The following is a 19073-nucleotide window of genomic DNA, read 5'->3' as shown; positions in this document are numbered from 1 at the left end:
GAATAGTTTTTTATTTAGCGACTCACTGATTGCCGTCAGTGGGTTTTTCTTTTACCCTTATCACCTGCAACGGTTCGAGATAAGCTCCTTTATGAATCGTTTCTCCTGGGTGCTTATCCTTTAAAAACCTAAAGCAATCTGCCTCTGCACCTTCTGCATATGTCTTTCCAGTAACTTGACCGATAATTTTTATTGGATGCCGGTCATAGAACAGGTTGACTTCTTGCAATTTAATCACCTCCTTTAAAATTACTTATCTAATCTTTCATCTGTTTTCGTAATTAAGCGTAAAAGGTGTACATGGCACCCTTTTATTTCTCCGTTTTCAATAAATTCAACTACTCTATAATCATCCATGAAATTTAATCCTGAACGAATAAACCCATAACCCATTGATTCAACAAAAACAAAGTCGTCCATTCTGTATTCATCCACTTCACGCCCAATCGACCACCAGAAACCTTTTTTCTTTTCCTCTTCGTTGGCGTGATGATCAAAAACGTCTTGTCTGCAATACATTAAACTTTCGCTTCCTGGGCTTTCATACCATTTACCTGCGTAAATGCAGTTATCAGAAACGCTTTCTATTTTTCCGATATCTCCCCTATAGTTAATCACCCAGTCACCTTCTTTAAATTCCGGCATAACTTCATAGCTGTTTGGTTCGTAAAGCACTCTGCAAAGTTCTTCCGTGGATAATTCGTTAAGACATTCATTTATTAAATTGGTCCATCTTTTTTTAACATGATGCTCCACAACCAAAGCTCTTTGATCAGGTGAATTCCTGATTTCTATAGCTTCCCATTGTTCCGGTGTCAATTTAATCTTTTGCATGTTCTACCTCCTAAAAATAATAGTGCTTGATTTCTTCGATATCATAATTCAGTTGACTTACGTCTACTTTCTTTTCTTCAATAAAGGCAAGCAATATTTCTTTTACTTCTTGCATTCGTTTAAAAGAATAGTCCTTATTAACATAGAATTCGCAGTTTGCAATTTCATTTGAATAATTTTTCTTCGACCTACAAATGCTTATTTCCATTTTGTCCACGTGGCCGCTGAGGTTTACGAAAACCGCATAATCTGTTTCATTTTGCAACTTCATTGCCAGCAAAGTAATTTCAGCCATTAATTTTGACTTTTCATCCATCCTTATAACCTCCTAATAAGTCATCATTTGATACAGGAAAAACAAAGCTGCACCATACGCTACCAGATAAAAAACATCTGTTTTATCCATATCAGAACATTAACTGCCTTGTCTGCTCTGCTTTGTTCCGATCATCAATTAATTTTTTCTTCTCGTGAAGCATTTCAAGTTTTGCGTAAGCTGCTTCCATTTCATTAATAAGAGCATTTTTCATTTCAAACTGTGCGTTTTCAGCTAATTTAAATCCTTTCATTGCTGCAGATGAAAAACGTTCAATTGCTTCAAACACTTGGTCAATATCTTCAGTTAAATAATGATCTGTTATTTTATTTTCCTGCATGGTTTGTCCTCTCCCTAGAGTTAACGCCTGTCCGCGTATTATTTTTTAATTACCACTCAGACACAATCTCTACGATTGCCTTAAATGTAGGCTGAGCAACCCACCAACGTTTTCGATTCTTTCTTACCTCATGAACTCTAATTCTTGGATCATGAAGCAATTCATCTTCCAAGTATTTAACAGACATACAAGTTAATTCTGATAATTTATTAATGTCTGCTAGAACTAATTGCTGGTGAATCTGTTTACTTAGTTCGTTGTCGATATACTCCCTTAATTCTTGTTCATTAATCGAGATATTTAATTCTGTTGTTGGTATCATGTATTGTTCACCTCACTTAAATACCTAAAATTTTTCTAATGTGCTTTATATGACCTTGAGCCTTTGGCCCAGTTCTTTTTCCGTTTAGAATATCTGATAGATATGCGCCGGATATTCCTAGCATTTGAGCCAGTTCAGCATGTTTCATTTTCTTTTTATAAAGCTCATTGCGAACTCTAATACTTAAATCCTCTGACATGTTGTTGTCTCCTTTCTTTTGGTATAATGTCCCTATCTGTTTTGATAGGGGGTGATACATATGAAGCTGAATAAAGATTGTGTTCGTAATTTATTACTCTATATTGAAAAACAAGAACTCGGTAAACACATCTATAAATCCGAACTTGAAAACGTATTTGGTAAAGAATTCAACTACTCACCGGAAGAAATCGAATACGCTACAAGAAAATTAAAAGAAGCAAATTTCATTCACGCTAATGGATCTTTTGAAAATGGGTCTTGGATAGATTATGGCATTAGTGAAATAACTTGGGACGGTCACCAATTCTTAGACAATATTAGAGATAATAAAGTATGGAAAATAGTTAAGAAATCTGCCTCAAAACTAAGCAGTATCTCATTGACTTTAATGTCCAAAATTGCATGGAGTGTTATTGAAAATCACTATATAATTGACGGATCAGAATAGCTTTATTTCCACACCATCAACAAGTGCATAAGCAAACTCTTTTTCTTTTGGATACTTATCTTCAATAAATGTCATAAGTGATAATAAATCATTGGTGTCGATGGATAGCAATCTATTGACGCCATCTTTTTTTGAATAAACAATTACATCATCCATTACTTAATCCCCTCCCATCTTATTTATTAACGTTGCTACCGCTGTATAAGCTATAAGTTTGTACAAGGTATACCGTCGTTGGCTCGGTATCACAGCGCATTTATTTATTAGTAAATAAGCTAATTAATTAGCAAAAGTTATTGACCCTTATTAGCTTATATGATATTATCAATACATAGCTAAATAAGACCATAAAAAGCCTGCAACATCACATTTTGTCAGCTCCCCAGCGTAAAAATGTATTTGGATAGGTCGTATTTTTTATTGTCTTTTTTGCTAACTAAAAAGCTTATGAACATAGTATATTATCAAATAAACTAATTGTCAACACGAAAAATAACTTATTTGATATTTTATTTATTCGTAAGCTCTCGAAAGGTTGGTATAAGTGAGTTTAGTGGATAAAATAAAATCTTTGTGTAAAGAGAAAAAGATAACTATAGCTGAGTTAGAGAGGAAAACAGGTATTTCTAACGGACAGATTAGAAAATGGGATAATACTACTCCAGGAATAAATAAATTACAAGCAGTAGCAGATTACTTTGATGTATCTGTTGATTACCTTCTTGGTCGAACTGATGTAAAAAGATATACAGAGCCTGAAACCATTGCTGCACATCATGATGGTGAAGATTGGACTGAAGAAGAATTAGAAGAACTTGAAAGATTTAAGGAGTTTGTTCGATCTAAGAGAAAAGGGGGTTAATATGTACGAAAAGTTATTAGATCATGCTAATGCATATAAAATAGATGTTTATGAAGTACCATTAAAGAAAAAAATCAAAGGTTTATATAGCGATAACGTTATATGGCTTAATAAGAATCAATTAGATTCTGCTGCAAAAAAAGCAAGTGTATTAGCAGAAGAGTTAGGACATTATCACACATCTGTTGGTGACATAACTGATCAATCAAAGATCACCAATCGTAAACAAGAGTTACGTGCCAGGATTTGGGGGTATGAAGAAGTAATTCCTCTTTCCAAAATAGTACAAGCTCACCAAAAACACATAAAGAATAGATACGAATTTGCAGATTACCTGGGGGTTACTGAATCTTTTTTAGATGATGCTTTAGAGAGATATAAAGACAAATACGGAACTACTGCTATATATGAAAATTATGTTATAAGTTTCGAACCTTTAGGTGTAGTCGAATGGCTAGGTGTTAAAAAAATTTAACCTCAAAAAGAACATACATTCTTACTTTAAAGGAGGTGATAACATAGCTAGGTTCGAAAAGTCCCCAAGCACGCCTGTCCGCGTAATGAAGGGATTAATAAACTATGGCTAAATTAAACAAGTCAAAAAAAGACAAAGATTTATACTGGTACACCAATAAAAAAGGTGAAAAATTATGGATGTATCGTCACAAGTACAAAGATATTTTTGGTAATCGGAAAGAGAAGAAAAAGAGTAGTTTTGAATCAGAGGACGCAGCTTTGAAAGCTCTTTTAAAGGTAAAGGCTGATCTGTTAGATAGGAATATGAAACAGGTTGAAAAAGACCAAATTACTATTTCGCAGTGGTTTGATATTTGGTACGAGACTAATAAGAAAGATTGGAAAGAACCAACACGTAAACAGAGGGAACGTATATTAAGAATGCACATAAAACCTTTGTTAGGTAACTATAAATTATCTACGCTAGACAAATCCACCTATAAGCGTGAATTTATTAATGAATTGATCGAGGGCTATTCGTTTGGTTCGGTGCATCTGTACCACACAATTTTTAAATCAGGCATCAATGCAGCTGTGGATGATGAAATATTATTACGTAATCGTTTTAAAAAAGTATCTGTACCTGAAAAAGACCATCAAGGTATTAAGGATAACTATCTTGATGAAAATGAACTAAATAAACTTCTTTCATTTTCTAAAGAACATTCAACAGAAACAAATTATAGTCTTGTATTGACATTAGCATATACAGGGTTAAGAAAAGGTGAAGCTCTGGGTTTGCAATGGAACGATATTGATTTTGATTCAAAATCCATTACAGTTGAACGTACAAGGGACCACATTGGAATAAGATCACCTAAAAGTAAAAACAGTTATAGAACCATTCCTGTTGATGATTTGGTTCTATCACATTTGAAGAACTATAAAAAATGGTGTAAAGAAATAAAATTCCAGTATGGGAAACATCTTAAAGATGATGATTTAGTTTTTACGTCAAGGTTAGGTAACCCAATAACCTGTCATTCGCCGAACGCCACCTTTAACAGACTTATCGAAAAAGGAAATCTAAAACAGATTACTTTACATGGTTTAAGACACACTCATGCTACAGTATTACTCAATTTAGGATTACCACCTAAAGCCATTGCCGACCGATTAGGAAATTCAACCAAAATGATTAATGAAGTTTATGGACACACTTTGAAAGAAACAGAGAACAAAGCTGTTCAATTATTCTCTGCCAGTCTTGGGGCTGCAAGTGGGGCTAATTAAATTAATTAGCCTCTCCCCCCCTATACCACAAGCTTAATCAGCGAAATAAAAGAGTATATAATATACTCTCTCATTATCCAATAATTTCATATTTGTACAATAAAAAAAAGAGGACTACCCTCTCTTTTTACTATTATAACGTTCAGCCAGTTTTTAATCCTATCAAGAATATTTCAATGTGATTATCCTTCTTCTATCATTAGTTTATTAAACGAACGCCAGCCCCTAGATAAAAACCCATATAAGAACAGACACCAGAATAACCACAGGCAGACCAAGAAAATAAATATAAGAAAGACTTGAAAAACTTTTCTTCCGGTCGTAGTTTTCATCAAGCATTTTTGTGACAAGAAGCGTTCCAATCAATGCAAGAATACATACAACAATAACCAGTATAATAAGGGTATTCATTACGCCCTCCCCCTTCTATCCAAAATTCTAATGAAGTAATCAACACCACTACTTTGAACAGCATCATACATTACGCATATTATTATCTGTAAAAGCAACTTGTTGCAGGTAATCTGAATCAAGTGTGTAGGAAATAATCTTTTTCTTCCATTGTTTTACGACATCAACATGATTTTCATAATTGAAAACATGGAATGTTATTTCTTTATTTTTCTTTTTATAGTGAATAATATATGGCGTAATATTTGTTTCGGGATGGAGAAATAATGCTTCCTTGCCTGGAAAGATATGATTCTTGTATAAAAATTGAGCTTCATTAAAAGAATTTATAAATCTATTTTTTTCATCACCTTCTAGATAAGCTCCATCAAATGTTATGATACTGTTTGTTTTATCGATTTTTGGGTGTAACTCAAATTTATTTAAAACCCAGCCAACCAAAGCACTTGGAGGGCTGGTTAAAAATTTCAATATAATTCCTGCTATCGTAATTAATATAAATGTCCATGTCATTTTCGAATTCCATCTCCCTAATCGGCTACATTTTCTAACTTTCTAATAAGGCTGCATAGCCTAATTTCATTGTATCGTATATTTAAAAATTGATACCATCCAATTCTTATTAAAATAACCCATCCACTTTATGGATGAGTGGATGAATTATTTTGCTGCATTGTTCTTTTCATTTAAATATTGAAGAGCTTTTGAAAACCTGGATATCCCTTCCCAAATATCTGCAGGTGTACTTCTACCATAAGTAAAACGAACGAACCCTTTACTCTCACCAAAAATGGAGCCGGGAACAAAAGCAAATCCTCTATTTAGAGATTCGTCCAGTAATTGAAATTCATCCACAGGTTCGTTGAGCCGGCACCATAGATGAATTCCGCCGTTTGGTTCCAGAAAATCTATCTTATCTCCTAAAAAGTATATAAGTGCTTTTGACAGTTGTTTCCTGCGAACTTCCAACTGCTGTCTTATCTTCAGAATATGTTCATCAAATTGTGAAGATCCAATAAACTCATTTGCAACCCACTGCGGGAAAATACTATGTCCAAAATCAATCTGTTGTTTTGCATCAGCTAATCGTTGAATCACTTTTTTCGGCCCAACAATCCAGCCAATTCGTAACCCGGAAGCAACAATTTTAGATAATGAACTGATATATAATACATTTCCATTCATATCCATCCGCTTTAGGGAAAAAGCAATATTTCCATTAAACGCCGTAATACTATACGGATCATCTTCTATAATAGGAATACCATATTCCGATGAAATCTCTAATATTCTTTTTCGTCTGCTTAAAGGCATCTGCATACCAGTCGGATTTTGGAAATCAGGGTTGATAAATACCATTCGAATACGATGTTTTTTATGCAATTCAATTATATCTACAGGTTTGATCCCCTTTTCATCACTCTTTAGTAAAAAGACACGTAAACCTGCTGATTTAAATAAAGGCAAGGAGTAAGCATATGATGGGTCTTCTATCGCTACTGCATCTCCTGGCTTCAATAAACATTGTACAATAAGATGAAGTGCTTGTTGTGCACCAGAAGTAATTAGGATAGATTCTGCATCAACCGTAATACCTTTATATGCATAAAGATGATTGGAGATCGTTTCTCGTAAATGGATATTTCCTTGAGGATGATCATACCCAAGCTGTTCTGTAAAAGGCTTCTCTTTAAAAATAGAATGAAATTGTTCTGATGGAAACAGGTCAGCAGCTAGCTCCCCGCTCGCCATATTAACCATCTCATCATTTTGTGTTTCAGTCCGTATTTTTTGAACTAATGGCAGGTTAGGGAGAAATGAACCGTCTTCAACATACCTCCCCCAATTAGGTATTCTTTTATCGGATATTCCCCAAATATCCGTACTTATATGCGTCCCGCTACCTTTTCTTCTTTCAACAAGCCCTATTGATTGCAGTTCATCATAAGCTGCAACTACCGTGCTGCGGTTAACTTGCAGTTCTTTTGCTAAATGGCGTTCTGAAGGAAGTGGATTGTCAGGAGAAAATTCACCAGTAGAAATTCCATTTTCAATATAAGCTGCTATTTGTTTGTATAACGGTGTTTTTATGGAACGATTTAATTTAAAGTGCATATGGATTCCTCGATTGTATTGTGGATTTAAACATGCTATTTGTGATTTATGTTTACTCTCTTGCTCTTGATTAACATACAAAAATCTATCTATTTTTGACTTTGAATACTCTTTATGAGGCATGCTTTATTTCCAATAACAGAAATAAAACAAAAAGATACCTTTTATTATCATAGCGAATAATCGCCTTAATTAGCAACTAACAGACGATATGATTCAGGATTTATTTTTGCCATAGAAAAGTCCGAATAACAAGCAGTTATCGGACTTAGATAAATAGATAATAATTTAATTATTTTTCGTTTAAAATCAAACGTCTCTTACAACTGTATCGCACACTAATCAAGAAAATCTTTTAATCGTTTACTGCGTCTCGGATGTCTTAATTTCCGTAATGCTTTGGTTTCAATTTGGCGGACACGCTCTCTAGTTACACCGAATACTTTCCCAAGCTCCTCCAGTGTTCTTGTTTTTCCATCATCCAATCCAAATCGGAGACGAAGAATATTTTCTTCTCGGAGAGGGAGCGTATCAAGTACTTCCTCTAAATGCTCTTTTAACAAATTATGCGCCGCATAATCAGAAGGTGATATTGCTTCTTCATCCTCAATAAAATCACCTAAATAGGAAGTATCTTCATCACCTATAGGCGTTTCTAAGGAGACTGGTTCTTGAATAAGTTTTAGAATGTCTCGAACTTTATCTGGACTTAATCCCAAATCTTCACCAATTTCTGCTGGTACTGGCTCGCGACCTAAATCAAGGAGCAGGGAACGTTGAACACGAATTAATTTATTGATTGTTTCCACCATGTGCACTGGGATACGGATTGTACGTGCCTGATCAGCAATTGATCGAGTAATCGCCTGTCTGATCCACCAGGTAGCATAGGTGCTGAATTTAAATCCTTTTCGATAGTCAAATTTTTCAACTGCTTTAAATAACCCTATATTTCCTTCCTGGATTAAATCTAACAAGTGCATCCCTCTGCCTACATAGCGTTTTGCGATGCTGACTACAAGGCGAAGATTTGCTTCCATTAATTTTCTTTTCGCTTCCACGTCTCCCTCTTCCATACGAGCAGCCAATGTCATTTCTTCTTCTCGAGTCAGTAAATCTACGTTGCCAATTTCTCTTAAATACATACGAACAGAATCATTTATTTTAACTCCTAAAGGCACACTTTGATCATTTAGGTTTATTTCTTCCTTTGTTATTTTCCCCATTTCAGAATCATTCTCAAGCTCCCCTATTATATGAATACCTTGCCCTTCCAGGTATTCATATAATATGTCTATTTGCTCCGCTTCTAAATCAAATTTAGACAATAAATTAGCTATCTCTTTATAAGCAAGCACACCATGTTTCTTACCTGTTTCAACTAGTTTTTCTTTTGCTTGCTCTAATGTTAGATCTGATTCTTTTTTATGCAACGTTTTTTGCATGACCATACCTCTCCCTCCTTCCAAATAGTTACATTCGGTTTCTGTTTTATTCTCAATCCTGCCCTTTTTAATGAACAAAGTTCTTCCTTATAGAAAAGTCCGAACGATTATTCATGGAAGCATATCACATACCTGCATGAACTAGTTCGGATTTTTCCATTTTCTGGTTTGTTTTCAAAAATCCATTTACCCATAAAACGAAACTTCACTCAGTGGGAGTTTTTGACGCACAACTCTTTACGATGGGGCGAGTAATCGCAATGGTTTTCGATGGGACGAGTAATCGCAGTCCCAGACCCAGCCTCAGCCCCAGGACGCCGCGAACTTAGTTTGCTGTTCTTCCCCCACTGCGTTAGCCTAAGTGATTCAGGGAGTTAGTTCACCTGATCTCCCGCCTAAATAAATTTATTTTTACACTTTATTTGGAGACGGGAGTTTTACGGATGGTTCTCCGTGATAAAGCGTTGCATTTTCATTCATTCTTTCAGCTTCTATCTTTTTATTTGTTTTGCCGTGGCGTATATAAACATATCTCACTTTCCCATTACGGATAAAAGCAAAAATACCGTTATATTCATTCGTATTCTTCTCTTGAAAAAAGAGCCCAGAGATATCTTTTTCTCTAAAAGGATTATCACTAAGAAAATAAGCTGTTCTATTTTCATTTTTCTTTACTAAATAACTTTGTCTTCCATTTTTATGGACTTCTTTTTCAAAGGGATTATATTCGCTGTGATTAATCACAACCAGAATAATATCCGGTATATTTTTTAAAATATAATTGTATTTATCGGAGAAGAAAGCTCTTTTCCAAAACGGATTGTTCACATTATTATTTGGCTTCGCTCCCGACATAATAATTTCTTTCACATGATTATTTTTAGCTGCAGAAACTAATTCTTTAGCTGTTTTCCATTCATTTTTTGTCCGCTTAATCGTAAACTTTTCTGCTCCTAATCTTTCACTTAGTTTTTTGCTTTCTGCTAAGTTTAGCAAGTGAAACATAGTATATCGGCTTTCAACGGAGCAGAAGAATAAAACTTCAAACGTATATCCATATTTTTTTGCCAATAACGCTCCTCTTAACAGAACTTTGCGGCTGTAATTCTTTTCTTCTAAACATACCAGTACATGATGATTTAATTTTAATGTCATTTTGCCTCCTTGTGTCACCTATTCACAAGCTATAGCAATATTTCATTCACTGAAGAATACTGTATACCTTGAAAATAAGATTCTTTTTTTGGGAGGGTTAAGGATATACGTCTTTGCCTTTGCCAGCCGCTATTCGAAAACCTAGAGAAATGTACACTTATGTTTTCGGCTTTCTAATAGTTCAAAGATAAACACGTATATCCTTAACCCAAAATAATTATGAAAATAGGGTTCCGTATCTGAATCGGTCATTTTCTTCACCTCCTTAACTTTTTACTATCATGGTACATCCATAACTAAATATTCTTTCATTCCCTACTGTATTACCAAACAAAACTGAATGACCGTTCTAAAACAAGACAAAAAAATAGATCTCATTTTTACCAAACAAGAAAGATTATTACTGTTATTATAAAGGGAATCAACCTGCTGCTACATTGATTTATTGTATTGTATTTCTTACGCTAGTTTATGCTTTGTTTCTTCCTAAGTTGCAAGCTTTTATTGCTGATTTTTTACAAACTAAAAGCTTCTTCATACACTAATAGCTTTTACTATGCCGCGGTTTTTATCAATATCATTTCCGGAGATTTTATAAGTTCCTTGCTTAATCATACTAAATCAGCACTGTATCTGGTTATTTTTTATCCCTTTTTCTCTTATATACTTTCAAAACTTTCATCAGTAGTAACTTTCATTTGCAACGATGTTATAGCCTTTGTTCCGGATCCAATAGCCGGGATAAAATTTCAGCTTCATTGGAATCAAGCAGGATAGATCCCCTTTTATCTTTGCTGTCATGAAATACGATTTCATACATTCCATCTGTGTGTTGGAACAGAAAAAAGAAATCTCCAAATGTCGTATGCATTTTGTATTCAAATCCTAAGTCCTGCAGCTTTGTTTTATAAATGATATACATAACCGCCTCCTCACCATTTAACTGAACGATCGTTCTAAAATATTATCATAGAGTTTTATGGCAGTCAATAGCTGACCTTTCTATTCAAAAATCACTTGTTTCAGTACCCATATTATGATAGATTTAGAACAATTGGTCAGTAATTATTCAAAAAGAAGGAAGCGTTCAAAACGATAAGCTATTAATTTAATATAAGTCTAAATTGCGCTCAAACCAAAATAAACAGGAGTGAACTCTTTGAACAAGAAACAAACAAAAAGTATGATGACAAAGAAAAAGATTGCTGAAGCTGCAAAACACCTATTTATTCAGAAAGGTTATGCTTCCACGTCTATTGAAAATATTTCCGAAGCAACAGGAGTAAGTAAAGGAAATATTTATTATCATTTTGAAAATAAAGAAGGACTCTTTATATATGTACTTGATGAATGGGAAAAGGAATGGATGGAACAGTGGGAGGAACAAAAAAAGCAGTATTCTTCTGCAACTGAACAACTGCATGGGATTGCAAAACATTTTGTGATCAACGATTATAATCATCCCCTGACAGATGTAGCCGATGAATTTTTCAGCCATGAAAAGTCCAATACTTTGGTGCAAAATCAGCTTTACAAAACAATCAATACCAGAATATCTTATAGTCAAAATTTATTATCAGAAGGCATCGCATCTGGCGAATTCAAATCAGATAACGCGTTATTATTAGCAAAGATTTTTGATACGTTATTATATGGATTAAATAATACGTGCAGGGATTTAGATATGAAACAAACATTAGATCTATATGCAAAAGCTATCGATACATTTCTATATGGTATCGCATCTGTTGATTCAAACCATTAAAAGAAATAGCATGGACAATTTATTCCATCATCATTCAAAACAGACTGTTGGTTATATAGGAGGAAAATAGCATTGGGAACGAATTATTCAACGTTTCTGGGTTTAGTATTTGGCATGCTTGCCGGAGCAACTTGGGCTTTAGCTTTTCTAATTCCGAATATGCTTTCCAGCTTCTCATCATTAGAAATTACTTTAGGACGTTATTTGATGTATGGTTTGTACTCGCTTCTTTTCTTTATGGTATTTAAAAAACATACAGACCGTACTCCATTAAGAATATGGTCTAGAGCACTGCTTTATGCATTTATCGGAAACGTAGGATACTTCTTTTTTCTAGTTTTGGGGATTCAATATGCAGGAGCAACCGTTACAACATTGATTATTGGAACACTGCCTATTCTTATTAGTGTGACCGGGAATTTATGGAATAAGGAATTTCCTTTTAAAATTATGGTTATCCCCGCATGTTCTATATTAGTTGGAATCTTTCTGCTGTATGGCAGCGAGCAAGGAGAAAGCAGCGGCACTACAGCCTTTAGCAGTAATTTTTTATTAGGGTTTCTATGCTGTTTTATTGCACTTGCTTTATGGACATGGTACGGGGTATCTAATGCCAACTTTTTAAAAAAAGAATCTCAGGTTTCTGCTAATCTATTTTCTACCATGGTTGGCATGCAAACATTAACACTCGTTTTATTCGTTTTGATTATTAGCTGGCTGACAAACCAGCAACTAGTTAGTAATCTTTTAGCGAAAGATGGCTTAATGTCATATTTCATTGGTGTGATCGTGTTGGGCATTGTTGCTTCGTGGGTTGCAACATGGGCATGGAATCAAACTTCGATTCGCCTGACAGTCTCCATGGCAGGAATGATGATTGTCTTTGAGTCATTATTCGGACTGCTTTATTCTTTTATTTATCAGTCATCATTCCCTTCTATTTTGGAGTGGGTCAGTATTTTCTTTATTATTGCTGGTGTATCTTTTGGGATATGGCGAATTAATAAAGAAAAAATTCCCGAACATAGTTTATAACGTGAAAACGTGCTTTTGAAGGTATTTTTAAGTATTTATTCATATTGATTGCAAATAATTAGATATTTATTTTCCAGGTAACCGTGTGTATTAAGTTGAAAAATAAACAGCCAGTTATTCATTTCTGTTCAATATATTTTAATCAAGTATATAATAGTTATTTAATTTACTGATAAACCTGCAGAAAAGCAAAAAATGATTGCTTTTCTCAACTATAGTTCATTAAATGAGTCCTCATAAGATTCAACCAGCTCTATAAATCTTTCATTTTCTAAAACATCTTCAAACATAGGATCTGTCACAGCATAATCAATTAAGCTGGGATCCTCATCCATTGCTTCTTCCAAATGATCCAAGCCTTCTTCTATCTCGCCGCGCTCAATATCGATGAAAGCCAGACCATAATAAGCAATTCCTTTATCTAAAGGATGTTCTTCCAGCATTTTTTCGTAGAGCTCCTCTGCTTCCTCCAGCTGCCCATCTTTTGTTAAAAGGATGCCTTTATAATCCAGATTATAAATGATATGTATTTCATCATCCACTTCTAATACTTCGTCAGCATAATTCAACGCTTCTTCATAATCCTCTAAAAGCTCGTAAGCATATACAAGCATATCCAGCGCATCAACATCTTCCGGATGCTGTTTCAAAAACTCTTCTAAGTAGACAATACTTTCTTCCGTTTCATCTAAAAAGAGCAGACTAGCTCCCATACCATACAAAGCGAAATCTGCCTGAGGATCAATTTCTAATGCGTCTTCAAAATAAGACAGTGCTTCTTCATCTCTTTCAAGCATCGTAAGCGCATTTCCCATAGCAACATATTGTTCTGGAGCATCCGGGTTTAAATCAATCGCTATTTGTGCAGCATCCATAGCCTCCTCATATTCGCCTAAATCAATTAATGCATAAGCAAGGTTACTATGGGCAGATTCCAGCGTCTCATCAAGTTCAATCGCTTTTTCTAATGCTTCTATCCCTTCATCCAGTCTGCCAAGTTCAACCAGAATATAGCCCTTATCATTATAAAGAACCGCTTCTTCGGGATGTTCTAACAAGCCTTCTTCGATTAATTCCAGTGCTTCCTCATATTCCCCATTTGCATATAATGAATTTAGCTTTATAGATAATAAATACGCGCTCGTATTAGAACCAGAAGAGGATCGATCTTCTTCCTCATCTACATCCGTTTCATTTTCTATGTCACTTTCTACTTCCTCTTCTTCCGAATCCGCTTGTTCTGTATCTGCATTTTCTTCCGAAGATTCTGATGAAGCAGTCTCCTCTGAGGAACTACACCCCGCAATAAATAATAATAATGACATAAAAATAATAATTCGCTCTTTCTTCATTTTATCCTCCTTGATTTGACAAATAATTCATTAAAATAACATTATTATTATAGTACAAAAGGAACGCAAATGGAAGAGATACCCAAGACTGTTTTCACAAATCTTTTGCCGGCAGATAATTCTCAAAATCATAAAAGCGGCACAGATATATGCCGCTTTTATATCAAATTATCTATATGAATCCTGCGTTGGATGAAGTAAATCTTCCTCTGCGTTTCTTATAATGGAAAAGTGATCCACATTATAATGTCCATGAAGTGTCTCGTTATGATGCTTTATAATTTGTTCTGGATTTAGCAATTTATTCCCCAGATTGGAGTGTCCATCTCCAACTAACGTGACATCAAATCCATTAATGGTTGCTGTTCTGACGGCACTGTCAATACAATGCTGTGTTTCGCAACCCATAACAACAATATGTTTTATTTGATGTAACTTTAAATATTCCAACAGCCCCGTTTCATAAAAAGCGTTTGTAGCAGATTTATCGAAAATTTTCGCATCAGTCGGCACATGGATATCCTTGTGAATTTCAAATCCGCTTCCTTTTCCATCACTGACATCTAAATCCCTTACAAATACGACCGGCACAGCTGCTCTTTCCGCTTTTTCAATTACTAGATTAATATTAGCAATAAGCTGTGATTTTTGGAAAACTGCGCTTCTTTCATGATTTCCATCCACTAATTCTTGTTGTGCATCAATAATTAATAATACTTGATTCAATCTTTCGTCCCCTTCCGATTTAGGGAATTACGATATAACTGGTTAGTTAGGCGTTATCCCTTTTTTGCTTATTCCATACTTTCTATTTTTTGTCATATAAACGCCTCCTTGAATTAAATTCCTTATGATAAACCTTTTCAAGCTAAGGTAATTTCATTTTATCATAATAAACAGACTATTTTTCTAAAAAATTTAATTTCATCCTGATACAGATTAATTTTATAATCTCCTCGAATACTGCAGATTAACAAACGGTTCTCCTGTATCCGTCACCCCGTTTTTCTTTTCCTGCAATCGAAATCCTCTTGCTTCATAGAAAGGGATCCCTCTTTGATTTCCATCCTGTACAGACACCCGTTGCTTTTTAGCTCCTTCTTCTTTATGTTCTTCTGTAAGTATATTTAATAATTGCCTTCCTATTCCCTGGTATCGGTATTTTTCATCTACATACAATACAAAAACCCGGCTGACCCCAGGCTCCATTATCGCCCCGCCAATAACGCCTGCTACTTTTGAATCAACCATAGCAACATGGGTGTATGAACCTTTTTCTACATCTGACTTAACCCGTTCATGATGATACCATTCTATGGCATGCTTGTTCTGGTACTCCTCACTTAACTTTCCTTCTACGGTTTGCTTCCAGCCAAAAGAACAAATAGCAGCAATGGCATCGACATGTTCTACAGCCGCTCTTTCAATAACTATATTCATTATTTATCTCCCCCTGCTTTCCCGATACGGTTTCTACTATCCAAATTTTATATCCATCCGGATCCGCAATCACCGCTTCCTTCACACCCCAGGGACGATCAGTAGGATCTTGTACAATTTCGACATTTCTATTTCTTAACGATGAAACAGCTGAAATAACATTATCGACCAGAAATTCTATGACAATCCCCTTTTCCACCGGTTCAGGCTCATCAATAATATGCAGCAATATAGATGTTTTATGTTCTGGAGTTCCTACAGAAAAGAAAGCCATGCTTTTGTCTGTAAAGCCTTGCTCTAAATGCAATACATTCTTGTAAAATGCAGTGGACCTGTCTAAGTCTTTTACTGGAACAACGATTGTATTTAACTTTTCAATTTGAAAATCAGTCATTTTTTTTCTCCTCTTCTTTCCCTATTTAAAAATGAATGAAAGCTTTCCGCTACTTTTTGGAGCGCATCTCTGTTTAGTGAAAAGTACTTTGCATTTCCTTCCTGATGCACCGTAACAAGGTTAGACTGTTGTAACTGGTTCAAATGGCGGGAAACCGTGCTTTGCTTCAGTTTCAGCTGTTGAATCATCTGCTGAGCAAACATTTCTTTGTTTTCAGCTAATAAATCAATGATTTGCAACCTTGTCTTATCACCCAATCCTTCAAAAGCAGCATAATAATCTGCCAGCTTTTCTTTATTTCCACCCGTTTCTACTTGAGGATCAAACATCAGGTAAACATGTTTATCGAATTGAATAAAAGAAAGTAATCTTTCCATATTAGAGACAGGAATAAAAGTTATAAATTCTGCTCTGTTTATATTCTCCAACTCAGTTGTATCTGGATATAAGCCTGTTATTTCAAAAATTGCTTCTCCATTTGTCCGATAGGTTTTTTCCAGTAAAGACTTTTGCTGTCTCACCCATGTTGCTAACTTTTCCTGCTTCTCTTCCCACTGTCTTTCCAATCCAGCACTCCAAAAACTGTGTAACAATCTGATAATGCTTTCTTTAATATAAGCTACATTATCATAGTCCTCTGCAATGTTGTCTGCCTCTTCAGCAGAAACTGACCAGCTGAATAATACTGCTTTCACAGCTTTCTTACGATTTTCAGGATCTTGTAATTGCTTTTCATCCAGGCAAACTTCTTGCATTACCTCTTCCACAATAGGCATACGAGGCAGATATTTATAGTAATAGTCTATGGTTTCTTTAATTCCATCAATAATCAGTTCCATCATGGCTGATTTATCAAGCTGCTTCCACCAATCTATAAATGCATCCCAATTCATGGTTAAATTAGAATTCTTTTTAATATAGAAATCTCTTAAAATGACACCATGCGCAAAAATGGTTCTTAATAATTTCAAATCACTTTTGGCGGTATTTGATAAGTTATCCGAAAAATCCCTGATCCATCGATTCTGCGCTGAAGAACTGTTTAAATCGTAATCCACTAGCTGAATATTTGTAAAAATATAGACTCCTAAGGAATCGACTGCATCCAGCTTTGTTTTTGGTAAAGCTGATACAAATAAATTTCTTTCCACTTCATCACTTCCTATATATTCAATATCCGTATATTGAATATATTAATATAAAATATATTCTTCGTCAAAGAGCTGTTTATTTTGTGATTGAATAAGAGTTATTTAAAAGCCAGCTTTTTAAGTTATATGTATAATGGATGAAATATACTTTTTGAATGATTTGTGAATAAACACACAAATTCATTTTATTGTAACATGTGAAAAAAATCATAAATTAGGATTTTTTATATTACAATAAAGGTAAATAAAGGAAGGTAGGGGTTTTCGTGAAAAAGAAAGATGCTATTGCGCTTATTACAGCTTTTCCAGTTCTGATTATTATTTTAATTCTGCCTAACCCAGATTCATTGCCTCTAGTTGGACAGCGAGCGCTTGCTGTCTTAGCCTTTGCGATTGTTTTATGGGTTACGGAAGCGGTCTCTTACCCTGTCAGTGCAGTGATGATCGTCAGTTTATTGGCTGTTCTTATTGGAATCTCCCCCACTATTGAAGATCCGGGGACCATTTACGGAACGAGTCAGGGACTGGGCATGGCCGTAGAAGGGTTTAGTTCTTCCGCCGTACTCCTTGTCGGAGGAGCACTTGTTTTAGCTACAGCGATGGAAATCACCGGACTACACAGGCGGATAGCATTATATATTATGTCAAAGGTTGGCACTAAGCCTGGAGCGCTTGTTTTGGGAACCATTATTGTCAGTTTTGTACTTGCATTGTTTGTTCCAAGTGCTACAGCGCGTGCAGGTACGCTTGTGCCTATTTTATTAGGAATTGTTGCTGCATTTGGATTAGCAAAACAAAGTAAGTTAGCGGCATTATTAATGATTACAGCGGTACAGTCTATCTCTATTTGGAATATTGGAATAAAAACAGCAGCCGCACAAAACATGGTTGCATTAGGATTTATGGATTCTGCATTCGGGATCGATGTGACATGGGGAGAATGGTTTCTTTACGCCGCCCCGTAGTCCGTGATTATGTCAATTTTACTATATATTGTTATGGTTAATCTGATTAAGCCGGATATGTCGGAAATGCAGGAAGGAATAAGTATTGATAAACAACTGAAAGAGCTTGGAAAAATGAGCGGCAAAGAATGGCGTTTGGTCATTATCGCCGGAATGCTCTTATTATTCTGGTCCACAGAAGGTATTTTGCATCCTTTAGATTCTACTACGGTTACCATTGTAGCAGTTGCCGTTATGCTGACACCGATAATTGGTATCTTTTCCTGGAAAGAAGTACAGACTAAAGTACCCTGGGGCACATTAATTGTATTTGCAACGGGAATCTCATTAGGGATTGTCTTATTGGCAACAGAAGGAGCAACCTGGCTTTCTTCTAATTCCTTTGAAATATTGGGTGTTTCTTCCTTACCTCTGGTTGCAATGATTGCCGTACTTGCTTTATTTAATATTTTGATTCACTTAGGCTTTGCAAGTGCAACCAGTCTGGCATCTGCTTTTATTCCAATCGTTATTGCTTTAGTCGGATCCATGGAGCCAACAACCTTTAATGGTCCCGGACTTGTCTTGATTATGCAATTTGTTATCAGTTTCGGTTTCTTATTGCCGGTCAGTGCTCCACAAAATATGCTGGCCTATGGTACAAGAACATTTACTTTAAAACAATTTATCAAATCCGGTATCCCGCTTACTGTGATTGGATACCTGCTTATCATCCTGTTTAGTGCTACTTATTGGCAGTGGGTTGGATTGTTATAACTAGCTTGAAAGCGATA

Annotated in this window: 24 protein-coding genes and 1 pseudogene; 7 read left to right on the top strand and 18 right to left on the bottom strand. The window is 35.2% G+C overall.

The features are described from left to right. Window positions 1-22: 22 nt before the first annotated feature. The 6 genes from BN986_RS13485 to BN986_RS13460 all read right to left on the bottom strand — a co-directional run bounded on the left by BN986_RS13485 (window position 23) and on the right by BN986_RS13460 (window position 2011). Window positions 23-229: a hypothetical protein gene (locus BN986_RS13485; RefSeq protein ID WP_040981029.1), complete on the bottom strand. Its 207-nt coding sequence runs from the start codon at window positions 227-229 to the stop codon at window positions 23-25. A gap of 20 nt (window positions 230-249) precedes the next feature. Continuing rightward, entirely contained in the window at window positions 250-834 is a 585-nt protein-coding gene (locus BN986_RS13480) for a hypothetical protein (protein WP_040981027.1), read from the bottom strand. A 10-nt stretch (window positions 835-844) separates the two neighbouring features. Then, window positions 845-1150, bottom strand: coding sequence for a hypothetical protein (locus tag BN986_RS13475; protein ID WP_040981025.1), 306 nt, complete (start codon window positions 1148-1150; stop codon window positions 845-847). Window positions 1151-1241: 91 nt separating this feature from the next. After that, on the bottom strand, window positions 1242-1490 hold the full coding sequence (locus tag BN986_RS13470; protein WP_040981023.1) for a hypothetical protein: 249 nt from the start codon (window positions 1488-1490) through the stop codon (window positions 1242-1244). 49 nt (window positions 1491-1539) lie between these two features. Beyond that, window positions 1540-1812: a hypothetical protein gene (locus tag BN986_RS13465; protein WP_040981021.1), complete on the bottom strand. Its 273-nt coding sequence runs from the start codon at window positions 1810-1812 to the stop codon at window positions 1540-1542. Window positions 1813-1828: 16 nt separating this feature from the next. Further along, window positions 1829-2011 (bottom strand): helix-turn-helix domain-containing protein, encoded by a 183-nt coding sequence (locus BN986_RS13460; RefSeq protein WP_040981019.1) that lies wholly within the window; start codon window positions 2009-2011, stop codon window positions 1829-1831. 60 nt (window positions 2012-2071) lie between these two features. On the opposite strand from BN986_RS13460, the gene BN986_RS13455 reads away from it, so the two are divergent. Continuing rightward, a complete protein-coding gene (locus tag BN986_RS13455) occupies window positions 2072-2461 on the top strand; it encodes a DUF2513 domain-containing protein (protein ID WP_040981017.1) in 390 nt (129 codons plus the stop codon). Here the strand turns inward: BN986_RS13455 and BN986_RS27375 are convergent. Then, window positions 2453-2617, bottom strand: coding sequence for a hypothetical protein (locus BN986_RS27375; protein ID WP_187378559.1), 165 nt, complete (start codon window positions 2615-2617; stop codon window positions 2453-2455). The genes BN986_RS13455 and BN986_RS27375 overlap by 9 nt on opposite strands. Window positions 2618-3005: 388 nt before the next feature. Here BN986_RS27375 and BN986_RS13450 point away from each other — a divergent pair, with 388 nt between their 5' ends. The 3 genes from BN986_RS13450 to BN986_RS13440 all read left to right on the top strand — a co-directional run bounded on the left by BN986_RS13450 (window position 3006) and on the right by BN986_RS13440 (window position 5072). Continuing rightward, entirely contained in the window at window positions 3006-3323 is a 318-nt protein-coding gene (locus BN986_RS13450) for a helix-turn-helix domain-containing protein (RefSeq protein ID WP_040981015.1), read from the top strand. A gap of 1 nt (window position 3324) precedes the next feature. Continuing rightward, on the top strand, window positions 3325-3798 hold the full coding sequence (locus BN986_RS13445) for an ImmA/IrrE family metallo-endopeptidase (RefSeq protein ID WP_040981013.1): 474 nt from the start codon (window positions 3325-3327) through the stop codon (window positions 3796-3798). 104 nt (window positions 3799-3902) lie between these two features. Continuing rightward, complete coding sequence (locus BN986_RS13440; protein ID WP_040981011.1) at window positions 3903-5072, top strand: tyrosine-type recombinase/integrase; 1170 nt, start codon at window positions 3903-3905, stop codon at window positions 5070-5072. Between the two features lie 225 nt (window positions 5073-5297). Here BN986_RS13440 and BN986_RS13435 read toward each other — a convergent pair whose 3' ends face one another. The 6 genes from BN986_RS13435 to BN986_RS13410 all read right to left on the bottom strand — a co-directional run bounded on the left by BN986_RS13435 (window position 5298) and on the right by BN986_RS13410 (window position 11120). Beyond that, window positions 5298-5483 (bottom strand): hypothetical protein, encoded by a 186-nt coding sequence (locus BN986_RS13435; RefSeq protein ID WP_040981009.1) that lies wholly within the window; start codon window positions 5481-5483, stop codon window positions 5298-5300. A 63-nt stretch (window positions 5484-5546) separates the two neighbouring features. Further along, entirely contained in the window at window positions 5547-5996 is a 450-nt protein-coding gene (locus tag BN986_RS13430) for a YfmQ family protein (protein ID WP_040981007.1), read from the bottom strand. Window positions 5997-6143: 147 nt separating this feature from the next. After that, the gene (pdxR, locus tag BN986_RS13425; protein ID WP_040981005.1) at window positions 6144-7598 is read right to left on the bottom strand and encodes a MocR-like pyridoxine biosynthesis transcription factor PdxR; all 1455 of its coding nucleotides are present in this window, start codon (window positions 7596-7598) and stop codon (window positions 6144-6146) included. 338 nt (window positions 7599-7936) lie between these two features. Next, complete coding sequence (rpoD, locus tag BN986_RS13420) at window positions 7937-9049, bottom strand: RNA polymerase sigma factor RpoD (RefSeq protein WP_040981003.1); 1113 nt, start codon at window positions 9047-9049, stop codon at window positions 7937-7939. Between the two features lie 405 nt (window positions 9050-9454). Beyond that, the gene (locus BN986_RS13415) at window positions 9455-10198 is read right to left on the bottom strand and encodes an adenine nucleotide alpha hydrolase family protein (protein WP_040981001.1); all 744 of its coding nucleotides are present in this window, start codon (window positions 10196-10198) and stop codon (window positions 9455-9457) included. A 709-nt stretch (window positions 10199-10907) separates the two neighbouring features. Continuing rightward, the gene (locus BN986_RS13410; protein ID WP_040980999.1) at window positions 10908-11120 is read right to left on the bottom strand and encodes a cation:proton antiporter regulatory subunit; all 213 of its coding nucleotides are present in this window, start codon (window positions 11118-11120) and stop codon (window positions 10908-10910) included. Between the two features lie 237 nt (window positions 11121-11357). Here BN986_RS13410 and BN986_RS13405 point away from each other — a divergent pair, with 237 nt between their 5' ends. Together BN986_RS13405 and BN986_RS13400 are read left to right on the top strand one after the other, a co-directional pair. Further along, window positions 11358-11963, top strand: coding sequence for a TetR/AcrR family transcriptional regulator (locus BN986_RS13405; protein WP_040980997.1), 606 nt, complete (start codon window positions 11358-11360; stop codon window positions 11961-11963). Between the two features lie 72 nt (window positions 11964-12035). Beyond that, window positions 12036-12998, top strand: coding sequence for a DMT family transporter (locus tag BN986_RS13400; protein WP_052400792.1), 963 nt, complete (start codon window positions 12036-12038; stop codon window positions 12996-12998). A gap of 212 nt (window positions 12999-13210) precedes the next feature. On the opposite strand, the gene BN986_RS13395 is transcribed toward BN986_RS13400, so the two are convergent. The 5 genes from BN986_RS13395 to BN986_RS26735 form a co-directional block, all read right to left on the bottom strand. Next, window positions 13211-14350: a tetratricopeptide repeat protein gene (locus BN986_RS13395; protein ID WP_040980995.1), complete on the bottom strand. Its 1140-nt coding sequence runs from the start codon at window positions 14348-14350 to the stop codon at window positions 13211-13213. A 168-nt stretch (window positions 14351-14518) separates the two neighbouring features. Continuing rightward, window positions 14519-15076, bottom strand: a complete 558-nt coding sequence (locus tag BN986_RS13390; protein WP_040980993.1) for an isochorismatase family protein — start codon at window positions 15074-15076, stop codon at window positions 14519-14521. Window positions 15077-15295: 219 nt separating this feature from the next. Beyond that, window positions 15296-15790, bottom strand: coding sequence for a GNAT family N-acetyltransferase (locus BN986_RS13385; protein ID WP_040980991.1), 495 nt, complete (start codon window positions 15788-15790; stop codon window positions 15296-15298). Then, window positions 15774-16184, bottom strand: a complete 411-nt coding sequence (locus tag BN986_RS13380; RefSeq protein WP_040980989.1) for a VOC family protein — start codon at window positions 16182-16184, stop codon at window positions 15774-15776. Before BN986_RS13380 ends, BN986_RS13385 begins: the two co-directional genes overlap by 17 nt. Continuing rightward, window positions 16181-17335 (bottom strand): ArsR/SmtB family transcription factor, encoded by a 1155-nt coding sequence (locus BN986_RS26735; protein WP_052400791.1) that lies wholly within the window; start codon window positions 17333-17335, stop codon window positions 16181-16183. Before BN986_RS26735 ends, BN986_RS13380 begins: the two co-directional genes overlap by 4 nt. Window positions 17336-17601: 266 nt before the next feature. Here BN986_RS26735 and BN986_RS13370 point away from each other — a divergent pair. After that, window positions 17602-19056 (top strand): annotated as a pseudogene (locus BN986_RS13370) (DASS family sodium-coupled anion symporter). The last annotated feature ends 17 nt before the right edge of the window (window positions 19057-19073 follow it).

Origin of the sequence: Oceanobacillus jeddahensis (assembly GCF_000750635.1) — a bacterium.
GTDB lineage: Bacteria > Bacillota > Bacilli > Bacillales > Amphibacillaceae > Oceanobacillus > Oceanobacillus jeddahense.
Note: the sequence above shows the minus strand (reverse complement) of the source record. Positions and strands in the feature narration are given on the sequence as shown.